Origin of the sequence: Ferruginibacter paludis, from assembly GCF_030409685.1 — a bacterium.
Classification (GTDB): Bacteria; Bacteroidota; Bacteroidia; order Chitinophagales; family Chitinophagaceae; genus Ferruginibacter; species Ferruginibacter paludis.
In genome coordinates this window covers 292,491-312,620 of sequence record NZ_JAUFQJ010000004.1, presented here as the reverse complement: position 1 = coordinate 312,620, position 20,130 = coordinate 292,491, and the positions used below count along the sequence as shown (strand labels likewise).

At 41.0% G+C, this 20,130-nt stretch carries 23 protein-coding genes; 12 read left to right on the top strand and 11 right to left on the bottom strand.

Annotated features, from left to right (window positions below):
* The first annotated feature begins 107 nt into the window (after positions 1-107).
* Complete coding sequence (locus QWZ08_RS07090) at positions 108-389, top strand: glycosyltransferase family protein (RefSeq protein WP_290336585.1); 282 nt, start codon at positions 108-110, stop codon at positions 387-389.
* Positions 390-1,058: 669 nt separating this feature from the next.
* Here the strand turns inward: QWZ08_RS07090 and QWZ08_RS07085 are convergent.
* The 3 genes from QWZ08_RS07085 to QWZ08_RS07075 form a co-directional block, all read right to left on the bottom strand.
* Entirely contained in the window at positions 1,059-1,733 is a 675-nt protein-coding gene (locus QWZ08_RS07085; RefSeq protein ID WP_290336584.1) for a hypothetical protein, read from the bottom strand.
* Between the two features lie 397 nt (positions 1,734-2,130).
* Entirely contained in the window at positions 2,131-2,646 is a 516-nt protein-coding gene (locus QWZ08_RS07080; RefSeq protein WP_290336583.1) for a hypothetical protein, read from the bottom strand.
* 383 nt (positions 2,647-3,029) lie between these two features.
* Positions 3,030-3,686: a hypothetical protein gene (locus QWZ08_RS07075; RefSeq protein ID WP_290336582.1), complete on the bottom strand. Its 657-nt coding sequence runs from the start codon at positions 3,684-3,686 to the stop codon at positions 3,030-3,032.
* Positions 3,687-4,443: 757 nt separating this feature from the next.
* Between QWZ08_RS07075 and QWZ08_RS07070 the strand changes: the two genes are divergently transcribed.
* A complete protein-coding gene (locus tag QWZ08_RS07070; RefSeq protein ID WP_290336581.1) occupies positions 4,444-5,007 on the top strand; it encodes a DUF1579 family protein in 564 nt (187 codons plus the stop codon).
* Positions 5,008-5,360: 353 nt separating this feature from the next.
* Here the strand turns inward: QWZ08_RS07070 and QWZ08_RS07065 are convergent, their stop codons facing one another.
* Positions 5,361-6,065: a hypothetical protein gene (locus QWZ08_RS07065; protein ID WP_290336580.1), complete on the bottom strand. Its 705-nt coding sequence runs from the start codon at positions 6,063-6,065 to the stop codon at positions 5,361-5,363.
* Between the two features lie 469 nt (positions 6,066-6,534).
* Between QWZ08_RS07065 and QWZ08_RS07060 the strand changes: the two genes are divergently transcribed.
* Complete coding sequence (locus QWZ08_RS07060) at positions 6,535-7,299, top strand: hypothetical protein (protein ID WP_290336579.1); 765 nt, start codon at positions 6,535-6,537, stop codon at positions 7,297-7,299.
* A 610-nt stretch (positions 7,300-7,909) separates the two neighbouring features.
* Here the strand turns inward: QWZ08_RS07060 and QWZ08_RS07055 are convergent.
* The 3 genes from QWZ08_RS07055 to QWZ08_RS07045 form a co-directional block, all read right to left on the bottom strand.
* Positions 7,910-8,065 (bottom strand): lmo0937 family membrane protein, encoded by a 156-nt coding sequence (locus tag QWZ08_RS07055; RefSeq protein WP_290336578.1) that lies wholly within the window; start codon positions 8,063-8,065, stop codon positions 7,910-7,912.
* A 176-nt stretch (positions 8,066-8,241) separates the two neighbouring features.
* Positions 8,242-8,640 carry a cupin domain-containing protein gene (locus QWZ08_RS07050; protein ID WP_290336577.1) on the bottom strand — a complete coding sequence of 133 codons (399 nt, stop codon included), beginning with the start codon at positions 8,638-8,640 and terminating at the stop codon, positions 8,242-8,244.
* A gap of 182 nt (positions 8,641-8,822) precedes the next feature.
* Positions 8,823-9,206, bottom strand: a complete 384-nt coding sequence (locus tag QWZ08_RS07045) for a response regulator transcription factor (protein WP_290336576.1) — start codon at positions 9,204-9,206, stop codon at positions 8,823-8,825.
* 388 nt (positions 9,207-9,594) lie between these two features.
* On the opposite strand from QWZ08_RS07045, the gene QWZ08_RS07040 reads away from it, so the two are divergent.
* Together QWZ08_RS07040 and QWZ08_RS07035 are read left to right on the top strand one after the other, a co-directional pair.
* A complete protein-coding gene (locus tag QWZ08_RS07040) occupies positions 9,595-9,987 on the top strand; it encodes a DUF302 domain-containing protein (protein ID WP_290336575.1) in 393 nt (130 codons plus the stop codon).
* A 416-nt stretch (positions 9,988-10,403) separates the two neighbouring features.
* On the top strand, positions 10,404-11,144 hold the full coding sequence (locus QWZ08_RS07035; RefSeq protein WP_290336574.1) for an SDR family oxidoreductase: 741 nt from the start codon (positions 10,404-10,406) through the stop codon (positions 11,142-11,144).
* A gap of 412 nt (positions 11,145-11,556) precedes the next feature.
* On the opposite strand, the gene QWZ08_RS07030 is transcribed toward QWZ08_RS07035, so the two are convergent.
* Positions 11,557-12,192, bottom strand: coding sequence for a c-type cytochrome (locus QWZ08_RS07030; protein WP_290336573.1), 636 nt, complete (start codon positions 12,190-12,192; stop codon positions 11,557-11,559).
* Between the two features lie 410 nt (positions 12,193-12,602).
* Between QWZ08_RS07030 and QWZ08_RS07025 the strand changes: the two genes are divergently transcribed.
* Together QWZ08_RS07025 and QWZ08_RS28190 are read left to right on the top strand one after the other, a co-directional pair.
* The gene (locus QWZ08_RS07025) at positions 12,603-14,462 is read left to right on the top strand and encodes an ELWxxDGT repeat protein (protein ID WP_290336572.1); all 1,860 of its coding nucleotides are present in this window, start codon (positions 12,603-12,605) and stop codon (positions 14,460-14,462) included.
* Between the two features lie 4 nt (positions 14,463-14,466).
* Positions 14,467-14,760: a DUF3237 family protein gene (locus QWZ08_RS28190; RefSeq protein WP_353960478.1), complete on the top strand. Its 294-nt coding sequence runs from the start codon at positions 14,467-14,469 to the stop codon at positions 14,758-14,760.
* Positions 14,761-14,950: 190 nt separating this feature from the next.
* Here QWZ08_RS28190 and QWZ08_RS07020 read toward each other — a convergent pair whose 3' ends face one another.
* Both QWZ08_RS07020 and QWZ08_RS07015 read right to left on the bottom strand, forming a co-directional pair.
* Positions 14,951-15,484 (bottom strand): hypothetical protein, encoded by a 534-nt coding sequence (locus tag QWZ08_RS07020; protein ID WP_290336570.1) that lies wholly within the window; start codon positions 15,482-15,484, stop codon positions 14,951-14,953.
* Between the two features lie 55 nt (positions 15,485-15,539).
* Entirely contained in the window at positions 15,540-16,700 is a 1,161-nt protein-coding gene (locus QWZ08_RS07015; protein ID WP_290336569.1) for a ScyD/ScyE family protein, read from the bottom strand.
* A gap of 340 nt (positions 16,701-17,040) precedes the next feature.
* Between QWZ08_RS07015 and QWZ08_RS07010 the strand changes: the two genes are divergently transcribed.
* Both QWZ08_RS07010 and QWZ08_RS07005 read left to right on the top strand, forming a co-directional pair.
* Positions 17,041-17,286 (top strand): hypothetical protein, encoded by a 246-nt coding sequence (locus tag QWZ08_RS07010; protein ID WP_290336568.1) that lies wholly within the window; start codon positions 17,041-17,043, stop codon positions 17,284-17,286.
* Between the two features lie 5 nt (positions 17,287-17,291).
* Positions 17,292-17,447 carry a hypothetical protein gene (locus tag QWZ08_RS07005; protein WP_290336567.1) on the top strand — a complete coding sequence of 52 codons (156 nt, stop codon included), beginning with the start codon at positions 17,292-17,294 and terminating at the stop codon, positions 17,445-17,447.
* Between the two features lie 167 nt (positions 17,448-17,614).
* Here the strand turns inward: QWZ08_RS07005 and QWZ08_RS07000 are convergent, their stop codons facing one another.
* A complete protein-coding gene (locus QWZ08_RS07000) occupies positions 17,615-17,935 on the bottom strand; it encodes a hypothetical protein (RefSeq protein ID WP_290336566.1) in 321 nt (106 codons plus the stop codon).
* Between the two features lie 291 nt (positions 17,936-18,226).
* Between QWZ08_RS07000 and QWZ08_RS06995 the strand changes: the two genes are divergently transcribed.
* The 3 genes from QWZ08_RS06995 to QWZ08_RS06985 all read left to right on the top strand — a co-directional run bounded on the left by QWZ08_RS06995 (position 18,227) and on the right by QWZ08_RS06985 (position 19,663).
* Positions 18,227-18,598, top strand: a complete 372-nt coding sequence (locus QWZ08_RS06995) for a cupredoxin domain-containing protein (protein WP_290336565.1) — start codon at positions 18,227-18,229, stop codon at positions 18,596-18,598.
* A gap of 436 nt (positions 18,599-19,034) precedes the next feature.
* Positions 19,035-19,316, top strand: a complete 282-nt coding sequence (locus tag QWZ08_RS06990) for a hypothetical protein (RefSeq protein WP_290336564.1) — start codon at positions 19,035-19,037, stop codon at positions 19,314-19,316.
* Between the two features lie 11 nt (positions 19,317-19,327).
* Positions 19,328-19,663 (top strand): hypothetical protein, encoded by a 336-nt coding sequence (locus QWZ08_RS06985; protein ID WP_290336563.1) that lies wholly within the window; start codon positions 19,328-19,330, stop codon positions 19,661-19,663.
* Positions 19,664-20,130 lie beyond the last annotated feature (467 nt).

Below are 20,130 nucleotides of genomic sequence, written 5' to 3'. Positions count from 1 at the left end.
CAAGAAGGCACAGGAGAGGAAACCTTGTGATAAGTAAAACTGTTTTGTAAAACAATTTTATCAGCTCATACGCAAAGGATATATTTACAAACAACTACAACATTACAATGCCTGATACCAACCAATGCCCGCTTTGCAATCGTGAACTGGCTGAACCCATTGTGCGCCACCATTTGATACCACCCAGCAAGGGCGGCAGGGATACCCCAACTGTACCGATGCATAAAATTTGCCAGGCCAAAGTACATGCTGTTTTTACAGAAACGGCGCTCAAAAATTATTATCATACCGTTGACCGCTTAAAGGAGCATGAAGACATCATCAAATTCATTAAATGGGTAAGCAAGAAGGACACCGGTTTTTTCGATATTACCATTAAAAAGAAATAGCATTTAACCCCGGCAATCTTCCGCTCCGGTTGTTGCACACGACTTGCCAGCAACGTCTCCTCCCGAGGCAGTGCGTTGGCAAGGGACGTTGCGTACTACGAGCAACGAGCGTAATCAACCAGACGCAACGTCCCCAGCCTTGCTGCAAAGGCTCGTTGAGAGACTTAGCTGGACAATCGTTCTATAGTACGAACCGGGTTTAAAATTCCACTAATGCTCTCTGGGATTTAACAATTAAGTTGCATTACTGCAAAAATTATCTGCCAATGCAGAACCAACAAGAAAAGCAAAAATAAGCAACACGAAGTATGGGCAACTTCGATCGATTGGAAAGATTTTGGCAGCAACGAATTTGTATGGCAGAAATTAAACTATCTGCATAACAATCCGTGCACCGGAAATTACGACTGGCAGCCAATCCAATTGACTACCTGCATAGCTCATCTAAATTTTACCTTAACGGTGTACAAGTCATTTACCCCGTCAGAAATTTTATGGGGATGGAAGCGGTAAATTTTAATTTTAGGAAAGCGTAACTCAACCTGCCGCAACGTTCCCGGCTATGCTTAAGGCTCGTTGAGCGACTTTGCCGGGAAGGGAATACAAACGTTAGCGGTAATTAAAAGGGAAAACTATTGGAATGCCAACATGGTTAAATATCACTTGCGATTACTGTTTCTTAATTTCAAGGCTTCCTTCATAATAGTAGAGTTCTGATGTTGGAACTTCAGGTGTTCGGTTCCAAAGCCTTCCAATTGTTCCTGGTGGGAAACTGATCGTCCAGGTTGTATCCGAAGTACGGGAAACGATCGGCCTTGTACTCCCTGCGCCGTTTATACCAGGGTGATGCATTACGCTGCTATCCCCGAAAAGTATACTGAAGTACTCGGTGCAGTCTGAATTGCAAAAGCGAACCTCTGTTGATAAAGGCGACAGGGAAGCACCAATAGTCATATCAGTAAAGCTGTTTATAGTAGCAGTTAAAGGTTTCGATATCGCAATATCATTCCCCCCGCCAGGGCCAGTAAAAACCCCTAATGATTTTCCTCCTCCCCCCGGCACCGGGTTAGTGATATGATGCAAAAGAGTGCGATTGCCCCTGGTGCCCGTGGGAGCCGGGGCAGTGGCACTGTCACATGTCCGGAAAAAGTCAAACGGCCAATTCATGCAAATATGGAACGCCTGATCAGGCCATCGGGTTGGATTCAACCACACGCCAATCCAGTCTTTACCAGTGTAGTATGTTCCCTTTCCGTCGTTGGTAAGATTGCCTGTCGAACTAACTTTGGCGTTCAACCGAATATCGCAGTCCTTCTGCTGCGCTTGTGCGTGGAGTTTGCACATAACACTGGTTATAGTCATAAAAAAAACAAGCGCCAATTTCTGATTGCAAACACCGCTAATCAATTTTTGCTGAATTTTTAATTTCATAAATAAATATGGAATACTAATTTAAACAAAAATGAAATTAGTCAACAAAGTTTTATAAATACTAAGTTTTGCGCTGTTGGATTTTCTGTTTATTTAAAACTACCGCCGTAGTAAGAAGAATCGCCGCAAGTCCTGCGTTGGTGTAGCGCGGGGCAGGAGCATTCCTTCGCAACAAGGTCTCCTCCCGAGCCAGAGCATTAGCCATGGGCATTGCGTACTAAGGAGCAATGAAACGTACTCAGCCCGGCGCGACGTCCTAAGCCATACTGCAAAAGCCCGTTGAGAGACGCTGCTGGAAAAAGAAAACCGATTATAATTTCACGCCGGCAGTATCTTTTTTTAGCAGGCCTGCAGGTGTTGAGTGTAAACTGTCTCGGGGTGCAGCAGGCAATTGTTGTTTCTGCTGAGCAGCATACCGCTTATACGCTCTCAATTCGCTTGCGTATTCATCGGTTGGCCAATTTTCATCCATATCCTGGATGGCTATTAAATCACTGTCATTCTTTGGCACTATAATCGGTTGATTGTTTTTATATTGGGTATTGTATTGAGTTAACCGATTTTGCAGTGCTATAATATGGATTTTAGCTTTACTTTTTATGTCTGATTCTTTTACGCGTAGCACAACTACATTTGCTCCGCTTATTTTTTCCGGCGTTGAGGACTTCTCAATTATTTTTTCCTGTTTTTTTTCACGATTGCCGCCTATAATTGCCAGCACTCCATGGGCTGCAAGATTTACACCCGCCACCTGGGCAAATACAGTACTTGTTTGAACAGCAAGCAGCAGTATCATAATAAACAAAAGCCTTTGTATTAGTTTCATAGAAAAGTATTTTAACTTTTGGCAAATTAATATTCCATAAAACTAAGACATATTTACATTTTTGCAACCCTGTACCGGTACAAAAGAATGATACATTTATTGAACTTCCTTCCCGTAAACGTCTCCTGCCAGGCAAGCATGTTTGCCTGGGACTTTGCGTACTAATGAGAAACGAATCTAATCTGCCAGACGCAACGTCCTCGGCTATACTGCAAAGCCCGTTGAGAAACATTGCTGGATAGTAGACTTGCTTATTATTAAAACTATAAACAAGTCCTGAATTAAAACTCAGGATTCTATTTCAACTTTTTTTTACCGGTACCAGCTATAACTTTTTGCAATTTTTCATGAACATTATTTATAGCTCGTGCTGGAAATACAGTTTAATAACGTATCCATCCGTCATGACTGAGATTACCATCCAACAAAGCATCAGGATTGGTTTGCAAAGGTGCAGGGTTAAAATATCCACTCAGGATGACCTCACCGGTTGCACCGAAAAATTTACCCGTGCCACCAATGATATACATAGTTCCGGAAAAAACTACCTTAGTTGGACTGGTAGCTTTTCCCGGAATTCCAGCTGGATCATTTTTAAACCAAATAGAATTTCCTTTATGATCATATGCTACCACACTAACTTCCGGAGGAACATTATATGCCTGTAATTCGGTTGGGAAAAACATAGTTACCGGGCTGGAAAACAAATGAACAACTCCTGAAAGTTGCCTTACAGTATACTGATTATAATAAATAGAAGCATTGCCCATATGTGTGGCATTTCCATCACCATCCCCAGGCCACCAGGCATAAGAATCGGGATCAGTGATAACCCAACCGCCGGCAATATCGGGCACAAAATGTAATTTCATCGAAAAATTGTCGTGGTAAGCACGGGTTTCAGGTGTGGCGGATTTTTTAGAAATTGTTTGTTCAGAATTATTGGGGCTTATTAAATCCTTTTCTTTTTGGCAGGAAATTAATGTTCCCAGCATAACAGGCAATATTAATGCCGCCAGCAATAAATTAGTCTTTTTCATACATCTACATTTAAGGTTAAAAATAATTTTTGATTATGGTTTCAATTTCCTTTTTGATCGTACAGATAATGAAGAACCTTCGATATGCTTATTCATTTATAAATAAAAACGACAACCTTCATAAATGTACAAATGCAGTTGGCAGATTGAAATGATTACCATCGAAAAAAGGCTGATTGTAATCAGACAGATAAAATATTCAATTCTTTCCAAGCAATGTCTAATAAGGCACGGGGCATGTTAGGCTGGGACATTGCATACTGGAAAGCGTAATCAACGAGGCATAACGTCTCTGTTTGACGTAAACGTTTTACTGAAGTGAATTCTGCGTAGGCGCAATGATATGAGGGTGTAGGGCGGGCATGAGCGTCGGCTATTCTTGTGCCACACAACATGAAATAACAATATTAATGCACCCATTGCGGCATAATAGCAGCGTAAGCAACGGCACAAGGAAATCCGACGAACATAACCAACGCTTTGGCCTTGCGACAATGGAAGAGTGTAATAGCTTGAAGAGGTGCTTGCGTTAATGGAGTCGTAAAACTTTATGCAAGTAGTCGAAAGAAAAAGCTTACATTGAATAGTCTAAAAAATAAATGAACTGATTATAAAGAAGCCCTTAATCGTATATGCTGATGAGTACATTAATAAAGAATGCCGGAGGAGGGTTTTAAAAATAGTTACATTGCTTGCCTTGATTGTTTGTACGTGCTTTTATGCACCAACGGCACTTGCGCAAAACAAAAAAGATTCCTTGCCTAAAAGTGATGATTTTTTTGAGCAATGGTTCAACTATTCCCGGCCAGGTAAATATCATCAATTGCTTGCTGCACTGGCAGGTTCATGGACATTCAGCGGCCGGCATTATTCAGGCGACGCTAATCCTGATTCTAATAAAGTTGAGGTAGAATTTAAAGGTACGTTGGAGCGAACATCCTTCGCAAATGGCCGATTTTTTATTGCTGAATCAACCGGAGAGAAAATACAAATGCCAATACAAGATGGTAAAATGAAAGAAGTAGTTTCCAAAGGGATTGAAACAGAAGGCTATGATAATATTAAACAGAAATTTGTTAAAACCATGATAGGAAATCATCTTGGAAGTGATATAGCTTATTCAGAAGGTAGTTATGATTCAACAAAAAAAGCAATCCTTTATTACCGTGTAGAAACATTAATACCCGGAGTAAGTATGAAGACGTACGAACATCTTAAGCTCCTTGATAAGGACCATTATACAATAGAAATTTACAGGGAACGAGAGAACAAAATAATTAAGGATACAGAAATTAATTATTCAAGGATCAAAGGAAAATAAATTCTTTCCTTTTTAGCGCCCACCGTTGGCTATGCTTGTGCCAGACAACAAATGTGCTAACAATAATAATGTCCCCATTGCGGCAGTCATGTTAGCTGTGCAAACAAAAATAGTAAGCCTGAAAATTATTGAGAAATGTTACTTTGCAGAGCGAGCAAAGGCCAAGGAATCTGGCGCACATTACCAAGGCTAGTTCTTTGGCCAATGCAAGCGTTCAACAGTTTAAGGAGAGGCTTGTATCAAAGAGGGGGATAAATAAAATTTCCTCGCGGAGTAATCTTCAAAGTAAGGCCTTATAGCGTAGCAAAGCACCACATAACCAGGCCAACACCCACTCCGCCGCCCCGCGTGATTTAGCGATAAAACAGCCCGGCATAAGTTTTAGCAAAGCTTTGCCAGAAAGCAGTATCCCTTAATTGCCAGAGCAGGGAACCGATGAGCAGCACCAAAAAAACGGTGAGGAAGGGTTTGTAGTTTTTCTTCCGGTATACATCAAACCCTAGCAATACGCCAACGATTGACAGGTCCAGCACATCAGCAATCGTTAAGGCATCGCCTATGTTCATTCCAGCAGTGTATATCAGCCCCCGCCCAACCCCGGGCCCGATGGCCAGGATGCCTGTAGCGATCATATACCGCATATGTGAGCTGGGCGTTTTGCGGTAGATCATGGCCAGGCTCCAGAAAATGGCAAAGGAAATAAAACCCCGCATATCCAGCGCAACGAAAGTGAAGTTTTCATGTTCGGGAACAATGCCCAAGCCCCTTGTATACCCTGACCTGCCGATGAGGAAAAGGAAAGCGATAACGAGCGGCCCCAGCACCCAGGAAACATTGCCTATTTTTTTGTGCAGGCTGGCCCTGCCTGATTGTATGAGTAGGGGCTGCACTATCAGCAGCAGTATCCATGTCATCAGTAATGCACCGTGAATATGTATCAGTGTTGTGGCATTTTTAAAATGCGGGAACTGGCTGGTGTAAGGATGATAAAATCCCCACTGTATTCCTATAAAGATCAGGAATACAAAAATGGAAGTGTTACGGTACACTTGTAGCATAGGTTGGTTTTTAGGTGTTGTGATTGGGTATGGTGAAACTAACTATTTAATATAACAATTGCAAATGCTGCACCTGCATGTAGTCTCATTTTGAAAATATTTCGTTGCCGTGGTTGGTTTAGTCTCCCCATATTGCTTCCGTGGTTGGTGTAAATTGTTCCTACTCCATTGTCTCAAGCGGACTAAAGATGTGAAGTTCGCGTTGACGCAGGGGTGCAGGGCGGGGTAGGAGCGTTGGCTATCCTTGTGCCAGGCAACAAATGCGCTAATAATAATAATGCACACATTGCGGCGATCATGTTAGCTGTGCAAACAAAAAGCAAGCATACAAATTATTGGGAAAGTCTTACTTTGCAGAACCAGCGACGGCACAAGGATAGGCCAACGTACATTTACCAACGTTAGAGCCTTGCGCTAGTTCAGGGGCTGCAATTTTAGATAGTGTAACCTTAAAAACAAATGAACCCTAATGACAGACGGCCTGGAAAAAGTTAAAAAGCAAATCCGTTTTTTATCAGTATATGCAGCCTTTTCATCTATGTTGCTGATTTTTGCCTTGTTCTTAATTTTTAGAATGGAAAAGCAGACAGACAAGCTATCAGTTGAGGAATTAACTGCAAAACGAATCAATATTATTGAACCGAACGGGCAATATAGAATGATACTTTCCAATAAGGAAAAATCACCTGAAAATCTATTTTATGGAAAACCAATTGGAATACCAGGAGGCAATCGGCCGGGCATAATATTTTTTAATGACGAAGCAACTGAATGCGGAGGACTGGTTTTTTCAGGGAGAAAAGATAGTAGTGGAAAATATTTTGCATCCGGACATTTTTCGTTTGACCAATATAATCAAAATCAGGTTCTATATTTTCAATATCTTGACGATAATGGAGACAAAAAAACAGGTTTGTATGTAGATGATTGGCATAACAGTCCAACTTTTCCAGAATTTCGCAACCAATATAAAGCCACAGAAAAATTACCCGCCGGACCAGATAGAGACCTTAGACTCAAACAATTAATGGAACCATTGAACGGCGATCCAGCATTTGCTCACCGTGTTTTTATTGGTAAAGACACAGATAAATCAGCATTAATAAACTTAGCAGACAAAAAAGGTAAAACAAGAATTCAGCTTATTGTTGATTCTGCGGGAGCAGCAAAAATTAATTTTTTCGACTCTGCAGGTAAGGTTGTTTACAGTTTACCTGATAAAGAGTATCACTAAAAAAAGGCAGGTCCCCCGTTTTGGCGCAAGCGTTCTACTAAAGTGAAGTCTGCGTTGGCGCAAGCTTGGTAGCTAAGGTATTGTGAGTTGGCTATGTTTGTGCCAGACAACAAAAGTAGGTAGCAAATATTGAGCATCCATCCAGCCCAGCCATAACATCTTCAAATAAATTGAATTCAAGAGCTGTCCTTAAAATTTTCTTCCGTGGCTGGTGTAAAGGCTTCGATCTCCTGGGTTGCGCCCCACCGACCTGTAGCAAAATGAATTGTCATACAAATAAAAGTGAAAGCCAGCGAGTTTAAACAATGGTCATCGCAATTTGTACACCGAATTAAATGAAGTTTATTTTTGGACGATAACCATCAATCAATGGTAACATTTATTAAAGCCAGATGAAAATATAATGATTGTCATCAACAGCCTGCTGCGACTGGTACAAAACTTTACAAAGACCCGGTTTTACTAAAGGCAGGAAGATGAGTTCGGCACACTAACCTATTTCGGCAAAGTTTGCGAACCGAAGACGTGGTCGGAGAGGACGCCGGGCCACGGTGAGAAAGGCTATCTCGGTGATGGAAGACGCACCAACCACGGAAGCAGGAAACTTATTCTAAACAATTTTCCTGCCTTGAATTACTCTAAGTATTATAGCTATAATTGCAATAACAAGTAGAATATGAATAATTGCACCTACATTAAATGCAAAAAAACCAATTGCCCAACCTATAATTAGTATCACGGCAATTATATAAAGTAAGTTTCCCATTTTTTGTATTTTTTATTGTTTTAAATATAGATTCCAAACCTTAAGATAGAACTTGTAAAGGTTTCAGAAAATGATCTAATGCAATGAAGCTATTGATTAATGTCAGTGTTTCCAGTTTTGTTTGGTATACATATAATATGGGATTTGCTGCAAAACTGGCAGAACCTTGAAGTAATTTATTCTGTTGTTTTTCCGTCAAATTCTTCTCCATATTTTTCAGCATCTTCTTTTGTCGCCCTTATCGTGTCATATTTGTGATTTGGGGGACCATATATAGTATAGATTTTTAATTCAGTTTTACTGTCAATATTAATCACGTTGTGCTTAGCTCCTGACGGTACAACAATAGCATCTCCATTTTTCACTAAGTATTCAGTCTCATCAATTATACATTTACCTGAACCACTTTCAAATCGAAAAAACTGATCATTATCCTGGTGAGTTTCTTCTCCAATTTCTTCTCCAACTTTCAGGGTCATTAGAACGAGTTGAAGATTTTTTCCTGTGTATAAAACCTTACGAAAGTTATTATTGTCCAGTGTGTCTTTTTCGATATTACTTTTAAATCCTTTCATTTTATTGAATTTAAATTTTGTTTAATAAAATTAAAAGTAGAACTGCTTGAATTGGTAATCATCACATAATTATCAAAAAGAGTTATATAATTCATACATTATTGTCAATCCTTTTTTGCGGTGTATAACTTCTAAGAAGCTATGCTTCCAGTTTCCATTCTGCTTGATGAAAGGAGTGGAAATTAAATCGCTAAATCAAATTGAACCTGCTGATATCTTTTTGCCCATCTGATAACTTTACTTGTAAATAACATTATTTCGAAGGGTTTTTCTATATAATCATCCGCGCCACAGGCAATAGATTTTTCTTTCAGTTCCATACTTACTGATACCATGATGACAGGAATATTTTTATGGGTTTGTTTTATTTCCCTGCAGATATCTCTTCCATCTTCGCCGCCCAAATAAATGTCCAACAGGATGACATCAGGTTTAATATTTTCTATGACAACATCTATATTTTTCCCAGTAGTTATCAAAGTAACGTCATGTCTACTCATAGCAAATAGCTGTACATACATTTGCGACAAATCAACCGAATCTTCAACAATCAGAATATTAGACATGGTCAAGTTTTAAGTAAAGTATAAATATTCAATTGACTTTAATAGAACCACAATCATATAAACATATGATTTTAAACCATATAATTTATTCGACACCTCAATCACCTATCATATATTATTCAAAAGTTTTGCCGCAAGGCTGGCTGTACGTTGGAGCAATTTTATCGCTATCATCTTCATCCTTCCCGGCAACTTTTTCTCCCGGGCCCGTGCGTTAGCGAGGGACGTTGCGTACTACGGAGCAACAAGCATAATCAGCCTGGCGCAACGTCCTCAGCCTTGCTACAATAGCCTGTTGACAGATGTTGCTGGAAAGAAAGTAATTGATCCATGAATCAATCAATTGAAGTAATTTACTGGTGATTTTTCACCCATAAAAAAACACATAATGAGTTACTATTTTAACAAAGTACTTGCCGGTAAAAATTTTGAAGAAGCCGTAGAACAGGTAACAGAAGAACTGAAAAAAGAAGGGTTTGGCGTATTAACTGAAATTGATGTCAGCGCAACCCTGAAAAAGAAACTTGATGTCGATTTCAAAAAGTATAAAATCCTTGGAGCCTGCAATCCGCAGTTTGCTTACAAATCATTACAGGCTGAGGATAAGATCGGTGTTTTTCTTCCCTGCAACGTTGTTGTGGAAGAACATGAAAACGGAGAAATTGAAGTTACAGCCGTTGATCCCGTAGCCTCCATGTTGGCAGTTGGCAATGAAGTATTGTCTGCTTCTTTAGGTGAAGTAAAAGAAAAACTGATACGGGTAATCAGCAACCTCAACTGAGTTGTTTCTATCACATCCCCCCTTTGGTCCAGGCGTTCTGCTGAAGTGAAGTCTCTGCGTTGACACAAGGGTGCAGGGCGGGGCAGGAGCGTTGGCTATACTTTCGCCAGACAACAAATGCGCTAACAATAATAATGCACTCATTGCGGCAATCATATTAACAGCTCAGGCACAACAATAAGCCTGTTAAATTATTGAGAAGTGTTACTTTACAGAACCAGCAATGGCACAAGGATATCCAGAACACATTACCAACGCTACGGCCTTGCGCCAACCGGGAGTAAATGCTTCCGTATTGTAGCGTGAAACAACCTGACAACTACAAGCGGCGAACTACAAAAAGCCACAGCCTGTAACATTGGATTGAATGTTGCTGCCCATTTTTAAACAACCCAACTAATTAACAAAAATTAAGTATGGAAAATAGTATGAAAGACAAGGTAATTATTATCACAGGAGCCAGCAGCGGAATTGGAGAAGCGATAGCACTTGCATTGGCTAAAGAAGGAGCTAAAGTTGTGCTTGGTGCAAGAAGGGGAACCCGCCTGGAAAGTTTAGCTGAGCGGATCAGGGAATCCGATGGCGTAGTTGAATACATAGTTACTGATGTAAGAAAGCGGGATGACCTGGTTAATCTTACAGGACTTGCATTGACTAAATTTGGCAAAATAGATGTATTGATTAACAACGCAGGAATAAGTCAACTTTCCCGGATTGACGAACTTGATGTTGAAGGTTGGGAAGATATGATTGATGTCAATATCAAAGGGGTTTTGTATGGAATCGCTTCGGCGATGCCCATATTCAAAAAGCAAGGGTATGGTCATTTTATTAATATAATTTCCACATCGGGAATAAAAATCGTTCCGCTGCAAGGGATTTACGCCGGAACTAAAAATGCGATCAGGACAATTACGGAAGTTCTGCGGCAAGAATCAAACGGAAAATACCGGGTCACCGGCATTTCACCAGGTTTTGTACAAACTGAATTTATCAGTAATCTGAAAAACCAGGCGATGCGACAAGCGGGGCAGCAAAGAATGGACGAAATCGGAATTCCTCCAAAGGCTATTGCAGATGCGGTAATGTATGCTATTTCGCAACCAGACAACGTAGATGTTGGAGATATCGTTATACGACCGACAGTGCAGGATTAATAAAGCTCAATGCGACTACCGTGGTAAAAGTGCTCTTTCTCAGCAACATCTCCTCCCTGGCCAGTGTATTACCCAGGAACGTTGCGTACCACGGAGCAACGAAATGTGCTCAGCCCGGCGCAACCTCCTCAGCCTTGCTGCAAAAGCCCGTTGAGAGACGTTGCTGGAAATGATTTCATGGAAATGACACCTGCTAACTTTAATTTGAGCAACGCGTAATTCAACCACACGCAACGTTCCAGGCTATGCTGCAAGGCTCGGTGAGAGACATTGCTGTAAAGAAGTGGTTCATCGTCACGATTCGTAGCATACGAAGCAAATCAAATAACTTGTTGCCCATGGCACAACGACAGCGGGTAAAAGCTATAACTGCACTTGTTTTGGAATATGCAGCCTTCAATAATTGTAATGATCAGGATTTAGCAGCAGGTGGTGGCAGCAATACAGCCTGTGGTGCAATATTTTTAACTGGTGTTGTTGTTTTTAAATAAGCAAAAATGGCTTTCAGTTCATCATCATTCATTTTGGTTGCAGGCATCAGTGACATAGGTGGCATGAGTGGCCTCGTGTTGTCAAGCCCCATCCATTTGCGTTCGTGCAGCGCTTTTATAAACTGCTCTTCCTTCCAGCCGCCGATACCCGATGCGTCGGAAGTAAGGTTTACCGCATAAGTTGTACCCCATGGTCCGGTCCAGGATGTGAATGATTGCGTAACAATCAACCCCTTTTTTGCAGCTTCTTTCGCGTCAAAATCAGGAGGGGGCATTTGCGCAGGATGGCCTGAAAGCAACAGGTTCATGTCATCTTCAGGTCCGTTGGGTCCCATTTTTTTAGGAGTATGGCAATCGTTACAACCAGCGTTTTTAACGATGGATTCACCCCATTTTACCTGGCTTTCAAAACCGCCAAAATTGTTTTTGGCATTTGCGGTAGCGGGAGTTGCTGTGTTTGAGGCGGTAGCAAGGGGCTCTGTTTTTGAATTGGTACAAGCGAAAAACAGAACAAAAGAGAAAGTAAATAACACGCGTGTTACAGTCCATTTTTTCATAAAAATGTTTTTAAGGTTAAAATAAAAAACAGAAAATATTTTCACGAGGTGATAATAGATCATTTCAGGAGGAGCGGATAAACCGGGCGGGAAGTACTCGTTTAGAAAGATAATATTTTTTTTATAAACTTCATAGAGATAAAAATATCCTGGCCCCGTCGCAGCAACGTCTCCTCCCGAGCCAGTGTGCTGGCCGGGGACGTTGCATACCAGGGAGCAATGAATAATGTTCAGGCCGGCGCAACGTCCTTGGCTATACTTCAAAGAATTGGAGAGAGACGTTGCTGGCAAGAAGAATATTTTATAGAGAGAATCATCAAAAACACATATATTTAGTTAGCCATTACCTGGCGAAGCGTTTGCCTTATTTACTCCACGTTTTATTTATCATTACTTAATCATTGTTAAACATGAAAAAACATCTACTTTTTGCAGTTGTATTTTTTTTTAGCATACCATCGCTAACGGCGCAGGATATTGTAAACGTAAAAGACATTAATACCGCAGGCAGTTCTTTTCCGCATGACCTTATCATCTCAAACGATAAGCTCTTTTTTATTGCGCAGGATGCCAGTAAATACAATAGTATTTGGGTTACGCTGGGCACCAGTGCTACAACCTCCAACGTTGGGCCTTTTGGAGGTATTAGTAACAGCATACAGGAACTCCGGAACTATAATAATAAAATTTATTTTTCTTACAATGATGGTATAAACGGGCAGGAGCCCTGGGTGAGCGATGGCACTACCGTGGGTACTGTAATGCTTAAAGATATATTTCCAGGCAGCACAAGCTCTAACCCAAAAAATTTTACCGTTGCCAATAATATGCTTTTCTTTTTAGCAAATAATACGAACGGAAGTCAAAGGCTGTATGCCTCTGATGGTACTGCTGGCAATACGATTGTTGTGAAAGACAACATAGCGAATGGCTTTAATGGCGAAAGAGCAATGGCAGTTTTAAATAATGAAATTTATTTTGAAAGTGATGATGGAACAGGCTCAGGAAGCGGCTTGTGGAAAAGTGATGGTACGCTTGCCGGAACTGTACTTGTAAAAGCAAGTATTATAGTTGCCAATTTTAATGGCAATTCGCCGGTATTAAATGGCAAGATGTACTTTAATGTAAACGACAACATTAATGGAGATGAGTTATGGGTAACAGATGGAACAAGTGCGGGTACAAATATCGTAAAAGACATTTATCCTGCCGGCAGCGGTGAACCGATGAACTTCCAGGTATATCATACCAAAATTTATTTTTCAGCAAGGGATGGTGTAAACGGCGAAGAACTGTGGGTAACGGATGGTACGGCATTAGGGACACAAATGGTAAAAGATGTGGTAGCGGGCTCAGGCAGCAGCCAGCCACGTGCCATTACAGTTTATAAAGATACCTTGTATTTTATCGCATGGGCTACCCAGGAACTTTGGAAATCGGATGGCACGGCGGTCAATACGCAGTTGGTAAAAGGTGCAGTTCCTTCTACCATGTTTTCAGCAATTTGGAATAATACCTTGTATATGATTTCAGGTGTGGACTTTTCAACTTATCAAAGTAATGGCACCACAGCAGGGACCATTCCCATGAAAGCCAATAATACAACATTTCCTATAAGCCATTATTCGCAGTTTGGAAGTGATAATTATTTCCTTGAATATCATAACGAGCTTTATCTGCAGGCAAGTGTATCGGGCATTACAACAGGATATGAGCTGGTAAAACTTACAAGTGCCGCACTGCTGCCATTGCATTTATTGTCATTTACGGGCCAGGTTGTTGCAGACAACGATGTTTTGCATTGGACAACTACTAATGAAGTAAACACCGCTTTTTTTGTGATTGAACAAAGCACAGATGGAAATATTTTTACTGCCGCAGGCCAGGTTAAAGCCGCACAAAACAGCTCCTTAAATAAAAATTACATTTTTACACAGCGTTCAACCCTTAATGCAGGTGGCTTTTACCGGCTTAAAGTGGTTGACACAGATAATGCATTTACGTACTCTCCGGTCATTAGAATAAAGCATGGAGATGCAATGGGGCTTAAAATAATATATCAGCCAGGGAATAAATCAGTTATGATTAATAACCAGGCCAATGCACTTTGCAGATGGCAATTATATTCAGCAAGTGGTGTATTAATAGGTCGCGGAAATTCATCAAACACATCTTTAAACATACCTTTAGGCAATGCCGTTAGTGGAGTGTACGTAATAACCTGTAACTCGAAAAATGCATCGCAATCTTTAATATTCGTAGTTAACTAAATGCCTGGACTGTTGCAGATTTGCAGGAATAGGCATACTTGATGTTCGCACAACACTTGAAACCCATGATAAGGCACTAATTTCCATTTCCTACCAAGGGGTTTTAGATTTAGGAATTTACGGCTATCAAAACTTTTTGGAGGGAAAGCTTCCACCACGAATTACACTGCACGTAGTACCCCACTGCCAAACAGCGCATCTTGATTACCTCTGGCTTAACCGGATACAATGTTTGGGAATAGGGGAAGCAAATATGGAGAATTCTTATGTAAGCTATGATGTATATGCTGTGCGGTAATGCTATCTAAATATATTTCCATAATATTACAGACCCGCTTGCCGGTACCATTTCCTCCCAGGCTAGTGCATTGGCCAGGGAAGTTACATACTACGGAGCAACTAGCGTAACCAGCCCGGCGCAACGTTTCCGGCTACACTGCAAAGGCCCATTGATAGCCGTTCCAGGGCATATTACTACTGAGATGATACTATCTTACTTTGTATTGGTAGCAATCACTGGTGAGCACCACAGCGAGGCTCCCTGCATCAATAACCTGGAAATGGATGTCGAATGCTGACCCTGATGGAATGGCTGTTACATCTCTCCACAACGCTTCGCGTCCGTCTCCATTTTCATCTGTGAATATTGATTGAGGGGTCAGTCCCTTACCAAGTGTTAACCATGATGCACTGGTACAATTGCCATCAACCACATTGATGGCATCTACCGCCCTTTGCAATAAGTATGCATGGTTGGGTTGCAGGTGTACTTCAATATCAAGGTCAATGATTTTAGCCGGATCACGATCCTGGCGAAATTTGAGATGTCCTTCGGCGTCGTCGCTGCCATAAAAACGCACATTCAAATCAAAAGACGGAGACAGGGTTGTTTTATTTTTTAATGATTCAGCAGAAAGTTTCTCTTCTTTATTTAACAGCTGGCTGGACTGTTTCTGGCATGACAGGGTGAATAAAGATGCTGATGCCAGCAATAATCCTGCGTATAACATTTTTGTTCCCATAAAATAATTTTGAGGGATGAATAGATTGGTTTCTCAATTTTTGAGATCCTGTTATTTAATGGTTCAATGTTACTTTCACCAGCTCACCCAATGGTGGTCCAAATCCCCAGCCGGATACATACAAATTTCCGTCAGGTCCCATTGCCATTGCAGTAGGGAAATTTAAGCCTGATATCACATCTTCTACCATTCCATTGGCATTGATTTTTCTTATTCTGCCTGCCCCCGGAGTTGGGAAAGGGTTATTGGCAGTCATCTCCAGCACATAGATATTTGAGTTTTTGTCTGCCACAAGCCCTACGATAGCATTAAACCCTGTGGCCATTTTTTTCATTATACCGCTTGGGGTAATCTTAAAAACGCTGGAGATACCTGTAATAGGAAATACGCCCAAATCGCCTACAAAGAAATTGCCTTTATAAGCCACTGCTGTTGGAACAATATGTCCTTCACTTGCAGAAATATCTACCACTTCCTGAATGCTTCCATCCAAACTAATTTTTACAAAATTGCCATGATTGGGTTCCAATGCATAAAAGCTATTTTCTGCTACTGCCATGCTATACCAATTGCCTTCAGGTGTATAATCATCAGGCTCATTGTGAGCACCCGGATGTGCTACTGACCACGAGCCCAGATCAGCGATCATCGTATGACTTCCATTTGAATTGATCCGGTATATGCCGTTGGTTGAAGACGGAACGCCATGGCCACAACCTGCTCCCGCCTGCAGCACATACAGTGTGTTACCTATGAAGGCTACATCTGCCGGCCCGAAGAAGTCTGCTTTAGTGCCGTCCAAATTAGTTCCTACGCTTGTAGGCAGATTGTCAACAACAGTTGCCCGGCTGCCTGATGATGGATCAATTCTGGATATGCGCCCCCCGGTAGGGCAACCAAAATAAGGAGAGAAAACTGCAGGTTGCAAAGCAGCGCAACTTTGTGTGCTGCACAATGCAGTCGGGCCATTACCTGCTTCTGCAACATATAAATTACCATCTGGTCCAAATTTTAATCCTCTTGGATGATTGAGGCCTTTTGTAATAACCAGCATTGTAGCCGGTGTTGTGTTACTTGTTTTGCTAAACGTGCTGTTGTCAGCTTTTATCGCGTTGCTGTTTTCCGTATACTTTATTTCTTTGTTACAGGATGCGAATCCAATAATAAAGCACAAAAGGAAAACCTGGAGCGAACTGCCCTTGAAAGATGTTTGCATAACTTTTGTTTTATTGGTTAATAAAAATAGGGACCAACGAATGTTGTTATTATCAGCAGGATAGTGGTGAACTCAAATTGATAAAGCTGCGGCTGGTAGTAGCGCTATTACCCAAAACTATGTTCTACAAGGATGTGGCAGGAAGGAGAATAAAGAAAGAGTTGGATGAAAAATTTCCAGAGAGATCGGAATCGAAAAACGAAAGTACAAGCACTGAAGTAAATGTAATTACAATTTTTTTGAAATGCAAGCATTTTCAATTATTTAGCTTCTTCGCATCAACGTCTCCTCCCTGGCCAGTGCGTTGGCCAGGGACGTTGCGTACTACCGAGCAACAAACGTGAGCAATTCTACGGAACGTTCTCCGCCATGTTGCAAAAGTTCGTTGAGAGACGTTGCTGGAAAAACGTTCAACACTATTGTTGGCAATGGCAAAAGACTGATGGCGTGCAAAATGATTGACCGCCTGGAAGCAAACAATGAAATTGCGTTATTGCAAAAATTATCCGCCCATGTAGAACCAATAAAAAGAGCAAACAATAAACAACACGATATCGCAGCAACGAATTTGTATGGTAGAAACTAAACTACATGCATAACCACCCGTGCAGAGGTAAATGGCAACTGGCAGCCAATCCCATTGACTACATTCATAGCTCAGCGAGATTTTATCTCACGGGTGTACCGGGTATTTATCCGGTTACTAATTTTATGGAAATGGAAAAGGTGAACTTAAGCAAAGCCTAATGCAAACTGCCGCAACGTCCTCAACTATGCATCAAGGCTCGGTGAGAGACGTTGCCGGGAAGGAGGTCCTGTAAGACACCCTAATTAATTTACTCGGTTGTGGCCAGCGGTAATAATCTATGATTTCTTTTTGGTGGTTTTAGGGGTATTTTTTTTAACGGCGTTTTTTACAGGTTTTGCAGCTCTTTTTTTAGCCGGGGGGCTTTTTTTACCACAACTGATTTTGTTGATTTTTTAGCTGCCGGCTTAATTAGTTTCTTGGCAGCTTTCTTTGCTACTTTTTTAGGAACATTGTCCGCAGCTGGTTCCGATTTTGAAACAAGGTCACTGACTGCCTCCTTCACCGATTCAACGGCATTACCGGCTGCTTCAATTAAATGGTCTTTTTGATTGGATATCTTGCCGGCGATTGTTCCTATTGCTCCGGCAATTTTGATTAAGGTCGTTTCTTTTTGTGGCGCTTTTACCAATTTCTTTTTCTGCTGCATTGGATGAAGTTTGATACCATTTAGTGTAAAAATGGTATCTGATACAAATACAAATTTAATTCACCAGTATACGGCTATGTAGTAATGCCCGGTCACATTCGCTTGTAGGGGGACCAGTCAAAAATGAACGGCGCAGCATGTCCTGATTTTTCATTTTCATTCGGCCGGAAATTCGTTCCTGTTTTATATATTGTTGGCTCAAAAGCCTGCAGCCCCGGGCAACCTTCTTGTAGCCAGCTACGTTTTTGATAGTGTTGTTATTCTAAAACAAAAAACATCTAGTGTATGAAAATGAAATCATTAATTTCAGCTACTGCACTCATTACTGTTGGTCTTCTAACCGGCCATTCGTGCAGCAAGAGTAATGGTAATTCCGGTTATAATAGCAGTCCTGCGCCTTCGGCTTCAGCAGATGAGATCCAAATTTACAATATGAAGTTTTCGCCTGCAACACTTACTGTAAAAAAGGGAACGACTGTAAAGTGGAAAAATGAAGACAGTTATGCCCACACCGCCACCTCCAACGACAACACAACTTTTGACACGGGCAATATTGCCGGCGGAGCCACAGCAACTTACACCACCACAACCGCAGGTACTTTTGATTATCATTGTACTATTCACGGACTTTCTATGGCTGGCACATTGGTAGTGAATCCATGATACTGCTTGCGTGATTGGTGTAAACTTCGATCCTGCCTCTGCTTCAGTGGCAGGTGTAAACTCCTACACCCCTCCTTCTCAGCAATGTCTCCTCTTGGGCCAGTGCGTTAGCGAGGGACGTTGCGTACTACGGAGCAACGATTTTACTAAGCCTGGCACAACGTCCTCAGCCATGCTGCAAAAGCCCTTTCAGAGACGTTGCAGGAAAGGAAGGCACTTACTGATCCATTCATAATATTGGCGCCGGCTTCTTTGTTTATACCTTCTTTTGCAAATTCACAAACCAAAACATCAAAGAATTCTGATTAAAAAAGTTTTTGAGTTTTGATTTGAATTTTTATAAAATATTTGTACTTTGATTTACGATTTACCTGCCTGAGCTTTCCTCTTCAAACTCACATAGTAGCCTAATCTTAACTACCAAAAACGTAACATCATGTTTAAACTATTATTATCGTCCATTCTAATGGTGACTGTTAATTTTCAGCTGGTATTGAACACCTCTGCAATTGATTTTAAGAATCAGAATCAACCGACATATCAATACATGGCTGTTTGTACGGATGGAGATGGTGCACTATGTCCTTGGGTAGACACCCAGGAGGCGGCAAACAAATATGGCAAAGATCATGAAGTAACGACCAAGGGGCACAGATGGAGAATAGATACGAGAGAGAAGCCAAAATTAAAGCAAGACTCAACAATAATTATAAAATAAAAATTTATCCGATGAAAAAAATATTCTTAATCCTTCTAGCAGTTTTATTTATTACTGTATCATACACACCTCGCCCTGTTGAAGATGATTCAATCAAATATGTATCCGTGGGAAACGTTCATCTGCCTAACGAAACGTGTAATCAAGGCTGGGCTGCCATGATTAATAACAGCGGTCAACCAGGTGGGCCAAATAGAAATATTCGTGTGTATTATACGTTTAATAACAAACCAATGGTTTGTGATACTCGTCCATTACCCCAAATTCCAGGCCCCAACCAAATTTACACTCTGTTAGGCTGCTGGGGAGGAAATTATGTAATTAGCCGATCCGTATATATCCCATAAATCACTCGCTCGATGAGCGATTTTAATTAGATTGAATTTGTCTACTTATTCTACTCATGATTTTCACTCCACCGACCTATAGCAAAATGAATTATTGTACAAATAAAAGTGAAATCAGCGGCTTTAAATACAATAGTCATCGCAATGCGTACACCGAATTAAATGAAGTTTATTTTTGGACAATTACCATCAATCAATGATAGCATTTATTAAAGCCGGATGAAAATAAAATGATTTTCATCACCAGCCTACAGTGGCTGGTACAAAGCTTTACAACGACCCTGTTTTACGCAGGTCAGGAAGGTGCGTTCGGCAAACTAGCCCATTTCGGTGAAGTATGCTAAGCGAAGACGTGGTCGGTGAGGACAACGTACAATGAGGAGAAAGGATTTTCGATAATGGAAGATGCACCAACCACGATAGAAAAAAATGAATAATCGAAAAGGCGGTAATATTATGCAAGGGAC